The sequence below is a fragment of the Lysobacter sp. Soil_N_51 genome (genome assembly GCF_057655755.1).
In genome coordinates, this window is record NZ_JBDGLR010000014.1 from 58518 (window position 1) to 75567 (window position 17050).

Annotated in this window: 19 protein-coding genes and 1 pseudogene; 16 read left to right on the top strand and 4 right to left on the bottom strand. The window is 67.7% G+C overall.

What is annotated here, in order from left to right:
- Positions 1-10 precede the first annotated feature (10 nt).
- Both AC3A4T_RS23285 and AC3A4T_RS23290 read left to right on the top strand, forming a co-directional pair.
- Positions 11-376 carry a response regulator gene (locus AC3A4T_RS23285; RefSeq protein WP_036112846.1) on the top strand — a complete coding sequence of 122 codons (366 nt, stop codon included), beginning with the start codon at positions 11-13 and terminating at the stop codon, positions 374-376.
- Positions 373-834 (top strand): chemotaxis protein CheX, encoded by a 462-nt coding sequence (locus AC3A4T_RS23290; RefSeq protein ID WP_487677555.1) that lies wholly within the window; start codon positions 373-375, stop codon positions 832-834. The genes AC3A4T_RS23285 and AC3A4T_RS23290 overlap by 4 nt, the downstream gene beginning before the upstream one ends.
- Before the next feature lie 532 nt (positions 835-1366).
- On the opposite strand, the gene AC3A4T_RS23295 is transcribed toward AC3A4T_RS23290, so the two are convergent.
- Both AC3A4T_RS23295 and bioA read right to left on the bottom strand, forming a co-directional pair.
- On the bottom strand, positions 1367-2104 hold the full coding sequence (locus AC3A4T_RS23295; RefSeq protein WP_487677556.1) for a 16S rRNA (uracil(1498)-N(3))-methyltransferase: 738 nt from the start codon (positions 2102-2104) through the stop codon (positions 1367-1369).
- Entirely contained in the window at positions 2095-3495 is a 1401-nt protein-coding gene (gene bioA / locus AC3A4T_RS23300; RefSeq protein ID WP_487677600.1) for an adenosylmethionine--8-amino-7-oxononanoate transaminase, read from the bottom strand. Before bioA ends, AC3A4T_RS23295 begins: the two co-directional genes overlap by 10 nt.
- A gap of 92 nt (positions 3496-3587) precedes the next feature.
- Here bioA and nudE point away from each other — a divergent pair.
- The 8 genes and pseudogenes from nudE to AC3A4T_RS23340 form a co-directional block, all read left to right on the top strand.
- Positions 3588-4133: pseudogene (gene nudE / locus AC3A4T_RS23305) on the top strand (ADP compounds hydrolase NudE); the annotation flags it as partial.
- Positions 4134-4233: 100 nt separating this feature from the next.
- Positions 4234-5064, top strand: a complete 831-nt coding sequence (gene cysQ, locus AC3A4T_RS23310) for a 3'(2'),5'-bisphosphate nucleotidase CysQ (protein WP_487677557.1) — start codon at positions 4234-4236, stop codon at positions 5062-5064.
- Positions 5057-5896, top strand: coding sequence for a nucleoside triphosphate pyrophosphohydrolase (gene mazG, locus AC3A4T_RS23315; RefSeq protein WP_487677558.1), 840 nt, complete (start codon positions 5057-5059; stop codon positions 5894-5896). Before cysQ ends, mazG begins: the two co-directional genes overlap by 8 nt.
- 19 nt (positions 5897-5915) lie before the next feature.
- Positions 5916-6242, top strand: a complete 327-nt coding sequence (locus AC3A4T_RS23320) for a YnfA family protein (RefSeq protein ID WP_487677559.1) — start codon at positions 5916-5918, stop codon at positions 6240-6242.
- Between the two features lie 61 nt (positions 6243-6303).
- Positions 6304-6960 (top strand): hypothetical protein, encoded by a 657-nt coding sequence (locus tag AC3A4T_RS23325; RefSeq protein WP_487677560.1) that lies wholly within the window; start codon positions 6304-6306, stop codon positions 6958-6960.
- Positions 6961-7152: 192 nt separating this feature from the next.
- Positions 7153-7311 (top strand): hypothetical protein, encoded by a 159-nt coding sequence (locus AC3A4T_RS23330; RefSeq protein WP_487677561.1) that lies wholly within the window; start codon positions 7153-7155, stop codon positions 7309-7311.
- 68 nt (positions 7312-7379) lie between these two features.
- Positions 7380-7685: an Mpo1-like protein gene (locus AC3A4T_RS23335; protein WP_056112916.1), complete on the top strand. Its 306-nt coding sequence runs from the start codon at positions 7380-7382 to the stop codon at positions 7683-7685.
- A gap of 92 nt (positions 7686-7777) precedes the next feature.
- A complete protein-coding gene (locus tag AC3A4T_RS23340) occupies positions 7778-8383 on the top strand; it encodes a hypothetical protein (protein WP_487677562.1) in 606 nt (201 codons plus the stop codon).
- Positions 8384-8533: 150 nt separating this feature from the next.
- Here the strand turns inward: AC3A4T_RS23340 and AC3A4T_RS23345 are convergent, their stop codons facing one another.
- Both AC3A4T_RS23345 and AC3A4T_RS23350 read right to left on the bottom strand, forming a co-directional pair.
- A complete protein-coding gene (locus AC3A4T_RS23345; RefSeq protein WP_487677563.1) occupies positions 8534-9160 on the bottom strand; it encodes a hypothetical protein in 627 nt (208 codons plus the stop codon).
- An 8-nt stretch (positions 9161-9168) separates the two neighbouring features.
- A complete protein-coding gene (locus tag AC3A4T_RS23350) occupies positions 9169-9510 on the bottom strand; it encodes a DMT family protein (RefSeq protein WP_036112871.1) in 342 nt (113 codons plus the stop codon).
- A 130-nt stretch (positions 9511-9640) separates the two neighbouring features.
- Here AC3A4T_RS23350 and AC3A4T_RS23355 point away from each other — a divergent pair, with 130 nt between their 5' ends.
- The 6 genes from AC3A4T_RS23355 to AC3A4T_RS23380 all read left to right on the top strand — a co-directional run bounded on the left by AC3A4T_RS23355 (position 9641) and on the right by AC3A4T_RS23380 (position 16959).
- The gene (locus AC3A4T_RS23355; protein WP_036112873.1) at positions 9641-10351 is read left to right on the top strand and encodes a response regulator transcription factor; all 711 of its coding nucleotides are present in this window, start codon (positions 9641-9643) and stop codon (positions 10349-10351) included.
- A 16-nt stretch (positions 10352-10367) separates the two neighbouring features.
- Positions 10368-11699: a sensor histidine kinase gene (locus AC3A4T_RS23360; protein WP_487677564.1), complete on the top strand. Its 1332-nt coding sequence runs from the start codon at positions 10368-10370 to the stop codon at positions 11697-11699.
- A gap of 169 nt (positions 11700-11868) precedes the next feature.
- Positions 11869-13161: a hypothetical protein gene (locus AC3A4T_RS23365; RefSeq protein WP_487677565.1), complete on the top strand. Its 1293-nt coding sequence runs from the start codon at positions 11869-11871 to the stop codon at positions 13159-13161.
- A gap of 272 nt (positions 13162-13433) precedes the next feature.
- Positions 13434-15020 (top strand): efflux RND transporter periplasmic adaptor subunit, encoded by a 1587-nt coding sequence (locus AC3A4T_RS23370; RefSeq protein ID WP_487677566.1) that lies wholly within the window; start codon positions 13434-13436, stop codon positions 15018-15020.
- Entirely contained in the window at positions 15017-15724 is a 708-nt protein-coding gene (locus tag AC3A4T_RS23375) for an ABC transporter ATP-binding protein (RefSeq protein WP_487677567.1), read from the top strand. Before AC3A4T_RS23370 ends, AC3A4T_RS23375 begins: the two co-directional genes overlap by 4 nt.
- Positions 15721-16959: an ABC transporter permease gene (locus AC3A4T_RS23380; protein WP_487677568.1), complete on the top strand. Its 1239-nt coding sequence runs from the start codon at positions 15721-15723 to the stop codon at positions 16957-16959. The genes AC3A4T_RS23375 and AC3A4T_RS23380 overlap by 4 nt, the downstream gene beginning before the upstream one ends.
- The last annotated feature ends 91 nt before the right edge of the window (positions 16960-17050 follow it).

Consider the following 17050-nt stretch of genomic DNA (forward strand, 5'->3'; position numbering starts at 1 on the left):
AGGATCCACGATGAAGCTGATGATCGTTGACGATTCCAACGTGATCCGCCAGCGCATCGCGCGCCTGGCGGGAGATGCGCGCCTGCCCGGTCTGGAGATCGTGGGCCAGGCCCGCAACGGCGCCGAGGCGTTGAGCATGTTCGTGCGTTATCACCCCGACGTGGTGACGATGGACTTGACCATGCCGGAACTGGGCGGGGTGGAGTGCACCGAGCAGATCGCCGCGATCGACGAGAAGGTGAATATTCTCGTCGTCTCCGCGCTCAGCGACAAAACCACCGCCATCAGCGCGCTCAAGAAGGGCGCGCGTGGCTTCCTCTACAAGCCGTTCACCGACGACCAACTGGTCGAAGCCTTACTGGAGATGCTGCCTTGAGCGACCTCAACGAGACCGAGATCAAGGTCTTCATCGATGCGGTGACCAACTACTTCAACCAGCTCACCCAGGAAGCGGCGCAGGTGCGCGGCGCGTTCCTCGACGACAACAGCGGCACGGTGCCGGTCTACGACTACAGCGGCCAGATCGCGATCAGCGGCCAGTTCCGCGGCACCATCACCGTGTCGGCGCCGCGCGCGATGATCCGGCATCTGCTGCTGGCCTTGAACGAGAGCGACCAGTCCGACGCCAACCTGCGCGACACCGTCGGCGAACTGGCCAACACCCTGGCCGGCAACGCGCGCAAGCACTTCGGCGGCGACATGGAGATCTCGGTGCCCAAGACCGCGGCCGGCGCGATCAGCAACAGCGGCTCGCGCAAGCGGCCGTACGTGATCATGGTCAGCTGGAAGACCTACAGCGCGTCGCTGGTGGTCGATATCGAGCGCCTGGACTGAGCGAGGCTCGAACGGTTTGCGAAGGCGGCTTCGGTCGTGACGGCGGCGTCCGTGGCGCAGTTCCCCCCTGAACAGTGCGTCACAGCGGGCGTCGGTGCGGTATGCCGTCAGGCCGGAGCCGTCTTCGCGATCTAGACCTCGAGCTTGCGACGTTGTTTTGTTGCCGCGGTCGAGGCTTGCGCCGCTCCTACAGGGGCGGCGGGCGAGGACGCGGCTGGGCGTAGCGACTGTAGGAGCGGCGTGAGCCGCGACCGCGCCACTTCATATGTCAGCGCCACCGATCTGGTGTTGGCGGTCAATCGGCGATATCGACCTAAAGGTTGCGCCGTTGTTTTGTTGTCGCGGTCGCGACTTGCGCTGCTCCTACAGGGGGCCGCGGGTGGGGACGCGATTGGGCGTAGCGACTGTAGGAGCGGCGTGAGCCGCGACCGCGCCACGTCATGCGCCGGCGTTTCTCAGGCGGTAATCGCGTAGCGGCCCACTGCTGCTGGCACGAGGCTCGCCGATGCGTCGCCGGTTCGGCGATCGCCGCTCACGCCAGGTCGCCGAAGCGCGCCTGCAGGGCCGCGATCGCCGCCAGGCCGGCGGTTTCGGTGCGCAGAATCCGCGGCCCCAGCCGCAGTCCCTGAAAACCGGCATCGCGCAGCTGCTGGCGGTCCAGCGGCGACCAGCCGCCTTCCGGGCCGATCGCCAGCAGCACTGGCGTGTCGGCGTCGACCTGCAGGGTCGAGAACGACAGCTCGCCCTCGGGATCGAGGATCAGGCGCAACCCGCCCGGGTCCAGCGAGGCCAGCGTCGCCTGCAGCGAACGCGGGGCCGACACAGGCGGCACCCGCGCGCGCCCGCTTTGCTCGCAGGCCGAGCCGACCACGCTGCGCCAATGCGCCAGACGCTTCTCCGCGCGCGCCTCATCGAGCTTGACCTCGCTGCGCTGCGACCACAGCGGGTGCAGCGCGCTGACGCCGAGTTCGGTCGCCTTCTGCAGGATCAGGTCCATCTTCTCGCCGCGCGCGATGCCCTGCAGCAGGATCAAGGCCAGCGACGATTCGCGCGCGACGTCTTCGACCGACACGATCTCCACCCGCACCTCGCGCTTGCCCAGCGCGGAGATGCGACCGTGATAATCGCGGCCGTCGCCGTTGAACAGCACGCAGGCATCGCCGACCTCGTGCCGCAGCACGCGCGCCAGATGGGTCGCCGGGCCTTCCGGCAATACGACTTCGCGGCCTGCGGCGAGATCGGCGTCTACGTGAACTCGGGTCAGGCGCATGCGTCGGCCTCCTGCACAGCGTGATCGATCGCCGCGCGCGTGGTCGCGGCGAGCAGCTTCAAGGCATCGTCGTCGATGCAGTACGGCGGCATCCAGTACAGCGTGTCGCCGAGCGGGCGCAGCAGCACGCCGCGTTCCAGCGCGGCGCGGTAGGCGCGCAGGCCGATGCGCGCGGCCGGATCGAACGGTGTGCGCTTGTCGCCGCCGCGGGTCAGTTCGAACGCGACGATCATGCCGGCCTGGCGCACGTCGGCGACCTGCGGGTGATCGACGAACTCCGCGGCCAGCGCGGCCATGCGTTGCGAAGTCGCGCGATTGCGTTCGATGACCTTATCGTCGTCGAAGATCGACAGGCTCGCCAGCGCCGCCGCGCACGCCAGCGGATTGCCGGTGTAGCTATGCGAATGCAGAAACGCACGTTCGCGCGAATCGTCGAGGAAGCCATCGTAGATCGACTGGGTGGTCAGCACCGCCGCCAGCGGCAGCGCGCCGCCGGTCAGGCCCTTGGACAGGCACAGCAGGTCGGGCATCACCCCGGCCTGTTCGCTGGCGAACATCGTGCCGGTGCGGCCGAAGCCGACCGCGATCTCGTCGGCGATCAGGAACACGCCGTGCTGGTCGCACAGTTCGCGGGCGAGCTTGAGGTACAGCGGATCGTGCATGCGCATGCCGCCGGCGCATTGCACGCGCGGCTCCAGGATCAGCGCGCAGACTTCATCGGCATGGCGTTCGAGCAGATCGCGCAAAGCCTGCGCGGCGTGGCGCGCGCGCTCGGCCGGAGTTTCGCCGGCCTCGCAGGCGTAGGCGTCGGGCGAGGGCGCGAAGATCGATTCGGCCAACAGCGGCGCGTAAATCCGCCGATACAGCGGAATATCGCCGACCGCGAGCGCGCCCAGGGTTTCGCCGTGATAGCCGTTTTCCAGGGCAATGAACTTGGTCCGGCCCTCGACGCCGCGATTGCGGAACCAGTGGAACGCCATCTTCAGCGCGACCTCTACCCCGGCCGAACCGTTGTCGGCATAGAACACCTTGCTCAGCGGCGCGCGGTCGGGCTGGCGCGGCGCGATCGCGAGCAGGCGCTCGGCCAGTTCGACCGCGGGCGGGTGCGAGCAGCCGGCCAGGATCACGTGCTCCAGGGTCAGCGCCTGGGCCGCGATGGCCTGGGCGATGCGCGGTTCGGCGTGACCGAACAGGTTGGTCCACCAACTGGAAATCGCGTCCAGGTAGCGGCGTCCGTCCTGGCCGATCAGCCATTCGCCGCGGCCGCTGGCGACCGGCAGCAAGGGCAGGGTGTGGGGATGCTCGCGCATCTGGGTGCAGGGGTGCCACAGCACTTTCAGGTCGCGTTCGCGCCATGAGTCCGCCGCGTCGGCACCCGGCTCTGTTAGCATCATCGGGTCGTGAGTGATCTCTCGCATCCCCCTATTATCGTGCCTTTCTGCCCTGTGCTCATGCCCGGATCATTCTTGCCCCGAGCGGCGTCATGACCCGGCGCCTGCCGATCATCCACAGCGTCACCGAGCACGACGCCGGTCCGTACCGGATGGAATCGCTCGACCTGGAGTTCTCCAACGGCGAACGCCGCCGCTACGAGCGCCTGCACGGCCGCAATCGCGGCGCCGGCCCGGGCGCGGTGGTGGTGGTGCCGATGCTCGATGCGGACACCGTGCTGCTGGTTCGCGAATACGCGGCCGGTGTGCATCGCTACGAACTCGGCCTGGTCAAGGGCCGCATCGACGCCGGCGAGAACGCGATCGAGGCCGCCGACCGCGAACTCAAGGAAGAAGCCGGCTACGGCGCGCGCTCGCTGACCGTGCTGCGCACGCTGACCCTGGCGCCGACCTACATGAGCCATCAGGCCCATCTGGTGCTGGCGCGCGATCTGTATCCGCAGCGCCTGGTCGGCGACGAACCCGAAGAACTCGAAGTGGTGCCGTGGAAGCTCGACGCCTTGCACGAGTTGATCCTGCGCGAGGATTTCTCCGAAGGCCGCAGCATCGCCGCGTTGTTCATCGCCCGCGAATGGCTGCGCAACGGCGAGCCCGCGCCGCATCCGCAGGTCACCGCCGATGCCGCGGTCGCCAGCGAAGCGGTCGCGCCCGTCGGGCCGACGCCATGAGTCCGATGTTATGAGTTTGCTTCCCGGCATCGCCGATCGCGACTTGATCGAAGGTGCGATCGCGATCGCGCGCGCCGCGTCGGACGCGATCGTGAAGGTTTACCACGGCGAATTCGCGGTCGAGCGCAAGGCCGACGCCTCGCCGGTCACCGCCGCCGACATGGCCGCGCATCACATCATCCTCGACGGCCTGGCCCGGCTGACCCCGGACGTGCCGGTGCTGTCGGAAGAGTCCGCCGACGAAATCGATTTCGAACGCCGCCGCCCGTGGCAGCGGCTGTGGCTGGTCGATCCGCTCGACGGCACCCGTGAATTCGTCAAGCGCAACGGCGAGTTCTCGGTGAATCTGGCGCTGATCGAAAACGGCGTGTCGGTGTTCGGCCTGGTGCTGGCGCCGGTCGGCGGCGGGCTGTGGTACGGCGGCCGCGAGATTGGCGCGTTCCGCCGCGACGGCGAGCGCGAAACCGCGCTGCGGGTGCAGGTGCCGGCGGCGCAGCCGCTGCGGGTCGCGGCAAGCCGCTCGCATCACAACTCGCGCATCGAAGACTTCATGGTCAACGCGCATCGCGAAGCGCGCGGCGGCATCGCCATGCTGAGCCTGGGCTCGTCGCTGAAATTCTGCCGCATCGCCGAAGCGCAGTTGGATCTGTATCCGCGCTTCGGCCCGACCAGCGAATGGGACACCGCGGCCGGCCAGGCCGTGCTCGAAGCCGCCGGCGGCGCGGTGTTCGATCCGCAGGGCCGGCCGTTCCGTTACAACCAGCGCCGCAGCATCCTCAACGGCGATTTCATCGCTCTGGGCGATGCCGGCCTGCCATGGCGGGAGTGGCTCGATGGCTGAAGTATTGAACCTGCCGCAAGGCATCGCCGGCTTGCTTGCGATCATGGCCAAGCTGCGCGATCGCGATGTCGGATGCCCCTGGGACCTGGAACAGGATTTCGCCTCGATCGCGCCGTACACGATCGAGGAAGCCTACGAAGTCGCCGACGCGATCGACCGCAACGACCTGGGCGCGCTCAAGGACGAACTCGGCGATCTGCTGTTGCAAGTGGTGTTCCATGCGCAGATGGCGAAGGAGCAGGGCGCGTTCGCCTTCGACGACGTGGTCGCGGCGATCAGCGACAAGATGGTGCGCCGGCATCCGCACGTGTTCGGCGAGGCCAGCGTCGAGGACGCGCAGGCGCAGACCGTGGTCTGGGAAGAACTCAAGCGGCGCGAACGCGAAGCCGCCGGCGAAACCGACAGTTCGGCGCTGGCCGGGATCTCGCGCGGCCTGCCCGAATGGCAGCGCGCGGTGAAACTGCAAAAGCGCGCCGCCGCCGTCGGCTTCGACTGGCCGGCGGTGGATCCGGTGATCGCCAAGTTGCACGAGGAGATCGACGAGGTGCGGGTCGAGTTCGAAGCGGTCGCGGCCGCGCCCGACGACGCGGCCGCGCAGGCGCGGCTGGAAGAGGAAATCGGCGACGTGCTGTTCGTCTGCGCCAATCTGGCGCGGCACGGCAAGGTCGACGTCGGCGCCGCCTTGCGCCGCGCCAATCTGAAATTCGAACGCCGTTTCCGCGCGATGGAACTGCTGGCCGCGCAGGACGGACTGTCCCTGGCCGAGCTGCCGCTGGAAGGCCAGGACGCGTACTGGGAACAGTCCAAGCGTGACGAGCGCGGCGAAAGCTGAGCCGCGGGCGGCCGCGCTGATGCTCAAGACGCTGCTGCTGTTCGTGATCACCGCGCTGGCCGAAATCGTCGGCTGCTATCTGCCGTATCTGTGGCTGCGTAAAGGCGGCAGCGTCTGGCTGCTGTTGCCGGCGGCATTGAGCCTGGCCGCGTTCGCGTGGTTGCTGACCCTGCATCCGACCGCGTCGGGCCGGGTGTATGCGGCCTATGGCGGGGTCTACATCACCGTGGCGATCTTCTGGCTGTGGTGGGTCGATTCGATCAAGCCCAGCCGCTGGGACCTGCTCGGCGCCGCGCTTTGCCTGGCGGGGATGGCGGTGATCATGTTTTCGCCGCGGGCGGGGTGAGCTTGCGGCGTCGCTTTGATTGACCGAGCATCGTGGTCTCGAGTCGATCAGTGAGAACGCGATGAAACGCAGGATGCGCGGGTGGGTGGCGGTGGGACTGATGCTGGGCGGAGCGCAGGTTCACGCCGGGCAATCCAATCCGGAGCCCGAGGAAAATCTGATCGCTTTCGTTGGCGAAAAGCTCTCGGTCGAGGAATTGCCGCCGAATACCAATCCGAATGTCTTGATCATGGACAGCGGCTTCAAGGTCCGGTACCGGATCAAGCAGATCGTCTACGGGCATTACGACGGCGACACGATCGAGTTCGAGGCCTACGATCACTATGGCCGGCCGCCGTTCGAAGCGTTTCCCCATTCGTTGTTGTTCGTTTCGCGCGAGAACGGCAAGCTGTATCACCAGAAGTATCAGTTCGAGGCGGTGTTCCGTAATACAGCCGGCGAATGGGTGGGTTGCGGCCCGGTCGGGGAGCATCAAGCGCAGCAACGCAAGGGTATCGTCGAGGCCAAACCGATGGCATTCGGTCCCGATGCCTATCATCCGATCCGACCGAGTTGGAGCGCGCGCGACGTGGCTACGTTGTTCGCGCGCAAGCATTTCCGCGTCGAGGGCGACAAGGCCTATTGCCTGACCGGCACTCCGGTGCGGGACCTGTTCGAGGTCAAGAAGCGCACCGTGCTCAAGGCGCGTGGCATGTTCGGCGGCAAGGCCGAGGACTGACCGCCGCGCCGGTGGCTTGCGGCACGCCAGCGCGCGGTTCACGATCCAGCCATCCCCGCAATACCGACCGCCCGCCCCGATGCACTGCTACCGCTCGCTCCCGGCGATGCCCTCGGCATCTGCCGCTCCCGCGGCGACGCGCCGATCGCCAACAGCGAGGCCAGTTTCCGCCAGGTCCGGCGCGCAAGTGTCGTGGTGATATTTCCGTTGCTGCTGGGCGCGGTACTGTTCTACTTCGGCCTCAGCGAGCGCGGCTGGTTCAAGGCACTGACCGCGATGGGTGCGATCCTGGCCGTGTTCGGCGCGGTGATCTGGTTGCGCAACCGACGCCTGGCCCGGCAATTGAAATGACCGCGGCGGCGCGTGCGCGGCCCGACAACAAGCACATCAGCAAGCACGACAGCGAGCAGGAGGAATCGATGGCCAGCCGTTTCGCAAGCTTCAGCGAGTTCTATCCGTTCTACTTGAGCGAGCACAGCAACCGCACCAGCCGGCGCCTGCATTTCATCGGCAGTTGCGGGGTGTTGATCCTGCTTGCGCTGGCGATCGCCGGCGGCCGGCCGTGGTTGTTGCTGGGCGCGTTGGTGTGCGGTTACGGCTTCGCCTGGGTCGGGCATTTCTTCTTCGAGAAGAACCGGCCGGCGACCTTCAAGCATCCGCTGTATTCCTTCGTCGGCGATTGGGTGATGTTCAAGGACATCCTCACCGGCAAGATAAAGTTCTGAAGGCTGTCGCCACGCGGCTGCTTTCGTCTGATCCGATCCGCGCGACGATCAGCGCCACGCTCCACCCACACGCAACGCAAGGACGCAACGCCATGGCATCGATCCGCCCCGTCACACTCGTGCTGCTCGCGGCGCTGTGCCTCGCGCCGCTGACCGCGTCCGCCAGCGTTGGGCAGATCGCCGGTCCCGATCTGCCGATGCACCGCTCGGCCTGGCTCGATCAGGCCATGGACAGCAAGACCTGTCCCATCGTCCGCGTGCGCCCGGCCGCGCCCGTGCGGGGCGAAGGCGAGCGCGAACGCGATGCGGTACTGGCGACGGTCTGGCGCGCGAACGACGACGACAACGCCAGTCTGGACGCATGGCCGGCCTTGTTCCTTTCGCTGCGCGGCCAGCCGCTGGCACTGCGGCGCAGCGACGGCGAGTTCGCCGTCGAAGCCAGGACCGTGCAAGGCCAGCGCGGCACGGATCTGGAGTGGGAGGCACCGGCCGAACGGGTGTCGGTGCATCTGCGCCTGCAACCGCCGCGGCAATTCGTCGACGACGGCGACGGCGGTTGGACGCCGTTGTCGCCGGGGCAGACGCCCGGCGATGAGGATGTCAGCACTCGCACCGTGTGGCGCGGCGCGATGACGATGCAGATCGGCTACGACATGTGGGCGCGCGATGTCGAAGTCGAATCGATCTGCGGTCCGTGACGCGGTCGCGTTGTCGGCTTGTGCAGTTGGGCTGCGAAACCGCTGCGTGCAAGGTCACCGCGATCGCAGCGAAAGGCGTCGGGGCTGAAGTCCCGCCCACAAAATACTGGGTGGCTTCGCTGACTCTTTGCGGGTTCCTCGCTGACTCGATCAGTCGCCGCCGAAGCAGGGCTCGATTCCGGCCAGCGCCGCCAGCACCTGCGCATCGCCATCGGCCATGGCGCGCATCCGCGCCACGTCGCCGAACTCGCTCATCAGCCGCCTGACCCATTGCGCGGCGCTGTACTGCCATTGGGGTTTTTCGCCGGCCGCGCTGCCGGTCTCGATCGTGGTGACGTAGTAGCGCCGGCCCTGGCGATGAAAGTGGAACGCGGTGGTCTCGCCGACCAGCAGCGCGCCTTGTTCGGCGTCGACCAGATGCAGCAGAACCCGCGTCCGCGCCGGGTGGCGCGCGCGCAGCCAGCGCAGCAGCGAGGACAGGCGCAGCCGCCGCCACGGCAGGGCCAAACCGGTGCTGATGTAGCGGTCGCCGTGATAGAACGGCTTCAGCGTGGCCTGAAACCAAGCGCGCCGATGCCGGATCGACACGTCCTTTTCCAGCATGTTGAATTCGGCCGGTTCGCCGACCGGTTCGAAGCCGTCGGCGAACATGCGCGGCTTGTCGTCGGGGAACAGACCCAGTGGCGCAAGCGACACCAGATCGCCATGGGCCAGATACTCGTCGAGCAGGTCGTACAGGCCGATGTCCACGCTCGGCGGGGCGCTGGAAGGCGTCATGCCGCGGCTCACTCCAGGAAGATCAGCCACGCCGCCACCACGATCAGGCCGAACCCGGCCCAGTGGTTCCACTTCATCGGCTCGCCCAGGTACCAGACCGAGAAGCCGGCGAACACCAGCAGGGTGATCACCTCCTGCATGCCCTTGAGTTGCGGCGCCGAGTACACCGCGCTGCCCATGCGGTTGGCCGGCACCTGCAGGCAGTACTCGAACAGGGCGATGCCCCAGCTGACCGCGATCGCCAGCACCAGCGGCGAGGACTTGTACTTCAGGTGTCCGTACCAGGCAAAGGTCATGAAGATGTTGGACCCCAGCAACAGCAGGATCGGGTAGAGGCGGTCGGCGAGCATCGAAAGTCCGGAAGTCTGAGATGGAGGGCACAGGGACGGTGAGATTAAAGGCCAGCGTAGCCACCACCTTCACGGGCCGTCCACCTTGTGGAGGGCAACCTTCACAAAACTGAAGGAATGGAGAGGCTGCATGCAGGGTACGAGAGACGGGGGTCTGGTACTGATCGTCGAAGACAACCGCAATATCTCCGAGATGGTCGGTGAGTACCTCGAAAGCCGCGGCTTCGAGGTCGATTACGCCGCCGACGGCCTCGACGGCTACCGTCTGGCCACCGAGAACAGCTACGACGTGATCGTGCTGGACCTGATGCTGCCGCGCATGGACGGCATCGAGGTCTGCAAGAAGCTGCGCGAGGAAGCGCGCAAGTCCACCCCGGTGCTGATGCTGACCGCGCGCGACACGCTCGACGAAAAACTCACCGGCCTGAGCGCCGGCGCCGACGATTACCTGACCAAGCCGTTCGCGATCCAGGAACTGGAAGCGCGCCTGCGCGCACTGATCCGTCGCGAACGCCGCCAGGTCGGCGGCGAAGTGCTCAAGGTCGCCGATCTGGTGCTCGACCCGGCCAGCCTGCGGGTCACCCGCGGCGGCAGCGAACTGCAATTGTCGCCGATCGGCCTGCGCCTGCTGACCATCTTGATGCGCGAATCGCCGCGCGTGGTCAGCCGCCAGGAAATCGAACGCGAGATATGGGGCAACGGCCTGCCCGATTCGGACACCCTGCGCAGCCATCTGTACAACCTGCGCAAGACCATCGACAAGCCGTTCGGCAAACAACTGCTGCATACCGTGCAAAGCGCCGGCTATCGCGTGGCGGACATTTCCCAGCCGCCGGACTGACGCGGTTTTCGCCGTCATGCCGCAAGGGCTCCCGCGCAAGATCAAGCTTGCGTTCATTCTGCAAGCCGTGATCGGCAGCATCGCGATCACGCTGGGTATCCTCCTGGCGGGACTCGCGGTGCGCCACGTCGTGCTGGAACAGCGCATGCAGCGCGAGGCCGACGATTACTGGGCCGGGCGCACCCGCGATATCGACTACCCGTTGCCGCGCACCTCGACCACGCGTGGCCATTTCGTCCCGGCCGGCGCCAGCGATTCGCTGCTGCCGGCGGCGATCCGCGGCGCCGACTCGGGCCTGCACAACCTGCCCGGCGGCAGCCGGGTGGTGCTGGTCGACCGGCGCGAGCCCGGCACCTTCTACATGGTCTACGCGACCGAGCTGATCGACGAGGCCATCCTCTACACCGGCCTGTTCTCGCTGCTGCTGTCGCTGCTGACCACCTACCTGATTTCCTGGCATACCTACCGCACCTCCAAGCGGCTGGTGTCGCCGGTGAGCTGGCTGGCCAACGTGGTCTCGCAATGGGACCCGCGCGATCCCGACACCAGCCTGATCGAGCCGATCAAGTTCCCCTACGACCCGGGCAGCGAAGTGCGGCGCCTGTCGAGCGCGCTCAGCGGCCTGGCCGAGCGGGTCAGCGATTTCGTCCAGCGCGAGCGCGATTTCACCCGCGACGCCAGCCACGAACTGCGCACCCCGCTGACCGTGATCCGGGTCGCCACCGACCTGATGCTGGCCGATCCGGACACACCGCTGCGCGCGCAGCGCTCGCTGCTGCGGGTGCAGCGCGCCGGCCGCGACATGGAGGCGGTGATCGACGCCTTCCTGATCCTGGCCCGCGAATCCGACGTCGAGCCGCAGTCGGAGGAATTCGCGGTGCGCGACATCGTCGACAACGAGATGGAACGCATCCTGCCGCTGCTCAACGGCAAGCCGGTCGAGCTGCACCTGTACGACGAAGGCGGCCCGCGCCTGACCGCGCCGCCGCATGCGCTGGGGGTGATGATCGGCAACCTGCTCAGCAACGCGGTGCGTTTCACCGACGCCGGCCGCATCGATGTGTACCTGAGCCGCGACTGCATCGAGATCCGCGACACCGGCATCGGCATGTCGGTGGAAACGCTGACCAAGGCGTTCACGCCGTTCTACCGCGCCGACTTCTCCGCCAGCGACGGCAAGGGCATGGGCCTGTCGATCGTGCGCCGCCTGGGCGAACGGTTCGGTTGGCCGGTCACCCTGACCAGCGCGCCCGATGAGGGCACCACCGCGGTGATCCGCTTCAAGCCGAGCGCGACCATGCTGTCGAACAGCGCGAGCCTGCCGACGCCGCGGGTACCCGAGGCCTGAGCGGCGGCCATCGACGAGCGACAGCTGTGCGCTCGATGTGCCTGTTGGCATGCTGAGCCCTTGCCTCACGCAAATGGCCTGAGCGCGGCGGTCCGCATCCAACGCGGCGGCGAATCGCATGCGGCGCCGGGTATATTCGGCCGATCACGCCGCCGCCATCAGCAACGCCATGAATCCAGACATCCGAGCCCTGCTCGAACGCATCTATCTCGGCGGCACGACCTACTTCGATGCCGACGGACGTTATCTGCACAAGGTGCCGAACTCGATCTCGGCGCAGGACCTGCAGGCGCTCGATGCGGCCGGACTGCCGCCTAACGCGCTGAGCGCGACGACCCACGACGAAGCGGTGACGCGATTGCGCGAGTTGGCCGCGCGGGTCGATCTGACCAAGGCCGCCGAGGCGTTCGTCACCTCGTTGAGCAGTGCCGACCTGAGCTGGCAATCGGTCCTGCCCGCTGTCTGCCTGGGCCTGGCGATGCCGGCGCACGAGTTCCTTCCGATGAGCGAAACCAACCCGATCTGCCGGGTCTGTTTCCACGACGCGCGCGGCCCGCTCGATCTGACCGAGCGCGCGTTGTTCCGCTCGATCCAGGGCACCGGCTGGGGCAGTGACGGGCCGGTCGAAGCGGTGGCCGCGCTGGAATTCGCGCTCGCCCAACCGAACTGGCCGCAGCCGGGCGAACACGACGCCTGGACCTTCCACAGCCTGCTCGAACTGCTGGCCGGATTGCCCGCGGGCAGCCGCTACAGCGTCGCGCGCAAGGAGCTCAAGGCCGCCAAGCTGCTCAGCGCCAACACGGTGTATCGCTGCGAGTCCACGCTCGAGGCCTTGTCCTTCATCAGCGTGATCGAAAGCGCCGCGCACCCCGGCCTGTTCACTGCCTGGACCAGCGCGGTCGAACGCGATCAGCGGCCCAACACCCGGGTCGAAGTGCCGGCGCCGCTGGCGTGGTGGAGCGCGGACGACGGTATCAACACGGCGGTGGTCGAGCGCCTGTTCGGCGGCATCCGCAAACCCGCGGCGCGGCCGTCGGCGCCGGTCGCGGCCAAGCCCAAGCGCGCGACCGCGCCGCGCGTGGCCGGACGCTCGCTGCCCGGGCCGGTCGCGGCCGGCGACGTGTACGCGGTGCGTCTGAGCGAAGACTTGTGGACCGCGGTGTATTGCCACGCGGTGGCCGACGACGACGGCCCCGAGCGCGGCCTGGTCGAATACCTCGATCTGCTCACCCCGCTGCCGGCCGTGCCCGAACAGCTCGAAGGCGTGGGCTATCGCGATCGTCGCAACGGCAAGCGCTGGCAGGCCTGGTGCACGGGTCTTGCGAAGACCACCGGGGTGCGGCGCGTGGCGCAGGGCATCGTCGCCCCGCCGCATGCGCACAAGCACGAAGCCACCTTGCTGCGCACGGGCGCGAAAGATCTTCGTTACACCGCCGATCTGCATTTCGATCTGTCGGGTTGATCGCGGCGGCCGTGCTGGCGCGAGTCGCACCGCGCCGCGACAACCGCGGCGAAGCCGTTGCGCGACGCTTCGCCGTCAAGCCGCATCCGTGTATCCATGAGCTTGCGCGGACAGCGCGCCACGCCGCGACGACCCGCGACCGCCGCGCTTGCCGTATCGAGGCCTCACGACGAAACTGAACCGATCGCGCCAAAATCGATCAACTTCAGCGCGAGTGTCAACCCTGTTCAGCCGTGCGCGTTCGCGCCTGCATAGCCTTCGAACCGAATTCCATGAGCGCAGCCAAGCCGACCTCCCCGACCAGCCCGAACAAAAGCCTGCGCCCGCGCCGTTCGCCCTGGCCCAAGCGCATCGTGATCGCCGCGGTGGTGTTGGCGGTGGCCGGCGGCGGTTGGTACTTCTATCGCCAGCGCAATGCCGAGCAGGCCGCGAGCGCCTACCGCACCGCCAAGGTCGAACGCGGCGACATCCGCGTGGCGATCTCGGCCACCGGCGCGCTGTCGGCGATCTCGACCGTCGATGTCGGCAGCCAGATTTCCGGCCAGGTCACCGACGTGCTGGCCGACTTCAACGATCGGGTCACCAAGGGCCAGGTGATCGCGCGCATCGATCCGAGCACCTATGAAGCGCAGATCGCCCAGGGCACCGCGCAGGTGGAGAACGCCAGAGCCTCGCTCGCCACCGCGCAGGCCACCTTGCACAACGCCGAACTCGACTACCAGCGCAAGACCGAACTGGCCAAGAACCAGCTCGTCGCGCGCAGCGACGCCGACTTGGCCCGCGCCGCGCGCGATCAGGCGCGCGCGCAGCTCGCCGGTGCACAGGCGCAGATCAATCAGCAGATCGCCTCGACCCAGACCTCGCGTCTGAACCTGCAGCGCACGGTGATCCGCGCGCCGGTCGACGGCGTGGTCCTGACCCGCACCATCGAACCCGGCCAGACCGTCGCCGCCAGCCTGCAGTCGCCGGTGCTGTTCCAGATCGCCGAGGATCTGTCGAAGATGGAGATCGTGCTGGCGATCGACGAAGCCGACATCGGCCAAGTCAAGCCGGGCCAGAGCGTCGACTTCAGCGTCGATTCGTTCCCGGACCGCAAGTTCCGCGGCAAGGTCCAGCAGGTGCGGCTGTCGGCGACCAACACCAGCAACGTCATCACCTACCCGGTGGTGGTCGCGGTCGACAACCCCGACGGCGTGCTGCTGCCGGGCATGACCGCCAACGCCGAGATCGAAGTCAGCCATCGCGACGACGTGCTGCGGGTCGGCAACGCCGCGCTGCGCTACAAGCCGGCCGACGACGACCCGGCCGCGGCCGCCGCGGCCGGTGGCCCCGGCGGCGCGCGCGGCGGACTCGGCAACGATCTGCCGGCGGTCGCGGCCAAGCTCAAGCTCGATGCGAACCAGCAGACCGCGTTCAACACCGCGCTGGAACAGATGAAGCAGCGCATGGCCGCGCGCACCGCGGCGCCGGCCGGCGCCAGCGGCGGTCCGCCGGGCGGCGGCGCGCCGATCATCATGGGCGGCGGACGCGGCCCGGGCGGTGGCGGCAACAACAACCGCAACGCCAACCGCGGCGGCGGCGCGATCTCCGGCGCCGCGCGCCAGCGCCTGCTCGAACGTTTCAACCAGCAGTTCGGCGCGTTCCGGCAATCGCTGAGCGACACGCAGCGCAGCCAATGGGACAGTGAGGTTGCAGCTCTGGTCAGCGCGCGCCGCGTGCCGCTGTACAAACTGGTCAAGGGCGAACCGCAAGCGGTGACGGTGCGGGTCGGCGCCAGCGACGGCAGCTGGACCGAAGTCTCCGGCGACATCGCCGAAGGCGACGAGGTCGTGGTCGGCACGGGGCGCGGCACGAAATGAGTCGCGCCGCTGAGGCCACCGCGGTCATCGAGACCCGCGATCTGGGCAAGGTCTATTCGCCGGGCAGCGAGGCCGAGGTGATCGCGCTGCACGGGGTCGAGCTGTCGATCGCGCGCGGCGAATTCGTCGCGATCATGGGGCCGTCGGGCTCGGGCAAATCGACCCTGATGAACCTGATCGGTTGCCTCGACACGCCGACCAGCGGCGTGTATCTGTGCGACGGCATCGACGTGGCCACGCTCGATAAAGAAGAACGCGCGATCCTGCGCCGCGACAAGATCGGCTTCGTGTTCCAGGGCTTCAACCTGCTGCCGCGGATGAGCGCGCTGGAGAACGTGGCGATGCCGATGGGCTACGCCAACATCAAGCGCGAGGAGCGTCTGCGGCGCGCGCACGAAGCGCTGGAATCGGTCGGCCTGGGCGCGCGCGCCGGGCATCGTCCCAGCGAATTGTCCGGCGGCCAGCAGCAGCGCGTGGCGATCGCGCGCGCGCTGATCAACCGCCCGCCGATCCTGCTCGCCGACGAGCCCACCGGCGCGCTCGACACCCGCACCGGCGAGGAAATCCTGGCCCTGTTCAAGCGATTGCAGGCCGACGATCACACCGTGGTGTTGATCACACACGACCCGGACGTGGCCGCGCACGCGGATCGGACCTTCGTGATGCGCGACGGCGAGCTGCATGTGCAGGAGGCCGGCGCATGAATTTCTTCGAAGTGCTCAGCACCGCGATCTTCGCGCTGCGCGGTAACTGGTTGCGCAGCGCGCTGACCTCGCTCGGCGTGATCATCGGCATCGCGGCGGTGATCGTGATGGTCTCGGTCGGGCAGGGCACCCAGTCGGAAATCGACAAGCTGGTCTCGGGTCTGGGCTCCAATCGCCTCGACATCAGTTCCGGCGGCGGTGGCCGCGGCACCGGCGGCGTGCGTCTGAGTTCGTCGAGTTTCTTCACCCTGACCGAGGACGACGGCGAAGCGATCCGCAACGAAGTGCCCGAGGTGCAGTACGTGGCCGCGTCCTTGCGCGGCGGCACCCAGGCGGTGTTCGCCGAGAACAACTGGTCGACCCAGTGGCAGGGCGTGCAGGCGGATTTCTTCGATATCAACGGCTGGGTGATCGCGGCTGGATCGAGCTTCGAACAGCGCGATTACGGCAGCGGCACCAAGTCGGTGATCCTCGGCGAGAGCGTGCGCCGCGAGTTGTTCGGCGACGAAGACGCGATCGGCCAGACCATCCGCCTGGGCCGGGTGCCGTTCACCGTGATCGGCACGCTCAAGCCCAAGGGCCAGGGCGGTTTCGGCCAGGACCAGGACGACGTGGTGCTGGTGCCGCTGGAAACCGGCCGCCGTCGCCTGCTCGGCGCGATGGGCCTGCCCAACGGCGCGGTGATGCAGATCGCGGTCGGCGTTGGCCGCGCCGAGGACGTGTCGTACGCGCAGGAGCAGATCGAAGCGCTGCTGCGCCAGCGCCACAAGATCCAGCCCGGCGGCGACGACGATTTCACCGTGCGCAACATCGCCGAAGTGGTGGCCACGCGCACGCAGACGACGCGGCTGATGTCGTTGTTGCTCGGCGCGGTGGCGACGATTTCCCTGATCGTCGGCGGCATCGGCATCATGAACATCATGCTGGTGTCGGTGACCGAGCGCATCCGCGAGATCGGCCTGCGCATGGCGGTCGGCGCGGGCCCGCGCGACATCCAGTCGCAGTTCCTGGCCGAGGCGATGCTGATCTCGCTGATCGGCGGCGCGCTGGGCATCGCGATCGGCGTGGTCGGCACGATCCTGGTCGGCAAGTTCGGCGCGTTGCCGATCGCCTTGAACGGGCAGGTGATCGGTCTGGCGGCGGGGTTTTCGATCGCGACGGGGTTGTTCTTCGGCTATTACCCGGCGCGCAAGGCGTCGCAGCTCGATCCGATCGAGGCGTTGCGGCAGCAGTGAGTTGAACGAGGATGCGTCGGCGCGGGTTGGGTGTTGGCGCGGTTTCGCGGTCAGGCCGGCATCCGCGTTTGGATGGTGATCAAGTCTAATT

What these genes read in the sequence shown, in the direction of transcription:
- AC3A4T_RS23285 (WP_036112846.1), top strand. Translation starts at nt 11, where the DNA reads ATGAAGCTGATGATCGTTGACGATTCCAACGTGATCCGCCAGCGCATC.
- AC3A4T_RS23295 (WP_487677556.1), bottom strand. Translation starts at nt 2,104, where the DNA reads ATGCGCCTGACCCGAGTTCACGTAGACGCCGATCTCGCCGCAGGCCGC.
- bioA (WP_487677600.1), bottom strand. Translation starts at nt 3,495, where the DNA reads ATGCTAACAGAGCCGGGTGCCGACGCGGCGGACTCATGGCGCGAACGC.
- cysQ (WP_487677557.1), top strand. Translation starts at nt 4,234, where the DNA reads ATGAGTTTGCTTCCCGGCATCGCCGATCGCGACTTGATCGAAGGTGCG.
- mazG (WP_487677558.1), top strand. Translation starts at nt 5,057, where the DNA reads ATGGCTGAAGTATTGAACCTGCCGCAAGGCATCGCCGGCTTGCTTGCG.
- AC3A4T_RS23320 (WP_487677559.1), top strand. Translation starts at nt 5,916, where the DNA reads ATGCTCAAGACGCTGCTGCTGTTCGTGATCACCGCGCTGGCCGAAATC.
- AC3A4T_RS23325 (WP_487677560.1), top strand. Translation starts at nt 6,304, where the DNA reads ATGAAACGCAGGATGCGCGGGTGGGTGGCGGTGGGACTGATGCTGGGC.
- AC3A4T_RS23335 (WP_056112916.1), top strand. Translation starts at nt 7,380, where the DNA reads ATGGCCAGCCGTTTCGCAAGCTTCAGCGAGTTCTATCCGTTCTACTTG.
- AC3A4T_RS23340 (WP_487677562.1), top strand. Translation starts at nt 7,778, where the DNA reads ATGGCATCGATCCGCCCCGTCACACTCGTGCTGCTCGCGGCGCTGTGC.
- AC3A4T_RS23345 (WP_487677563.1), bottom strand. Translation starts at nt 9,160, where the DNA reads ATGACGCCTTCCAGCGCCCCGCCGAGCGTGGACATCGGCCTGTACGAC.
- AC3A4T_RS23350 (WP_036112871.1), bottom strand. Translation starts at nt 9,510, where the DNA reads ATGCTCGCCGACCGCCTCTACCCGATCCTGCTGTTGCTGGGGTCCAAC.
- AC3A4T_RS23355 (WP_036112873.1), top strand. Translation starts at nt 9,641, where the DNA reads ATGCAGGGTACGAGAGACGGGGGTCTGGTACTGATCGTCGAAGACAAC.
- AC3A4T_RS23360 (WP_487677564.1), top strand. Translation starts at nt 10,368, where the DNA reads ATGCCGCAAGGGCTCCCGCGCAAGATCAAGCTTGCGTTCATTCTGCAA.
- AC3A4T_RS23365 (WP_487677565.1), top strand. Translation starts at nt 11,869, where the DNA reads ATGAATCCAGACATCCGAGCCCTGCTCGAACGCATCTATCTCGGCGGC.
- AC3A4T_RS23370 (WP_487677566.1), top strand. Translation starts at nt 13,434, where the DNA reads ATGAGCGCAGCCAAGCCGACCTCCCCGACCAGCCCGAACAAAAGCCTG.
- AC3A4T_RS23375 (WP_487677567.1), top strand. Translation starts at nt 15,017, where the DNA reads ATGAGTCGCGCCGCTGAGGCCACCGCGGTCATCGAGACCCGCGATCTG.
- AC3A4T_RS23380 (WP_487677568.1), top strand. Translation starts at nt 15,721, where the DNA reads ATGAATTTCTTCGAAGTGCTCAGCACCGCGATCTTCGCGCTGCGCGGT.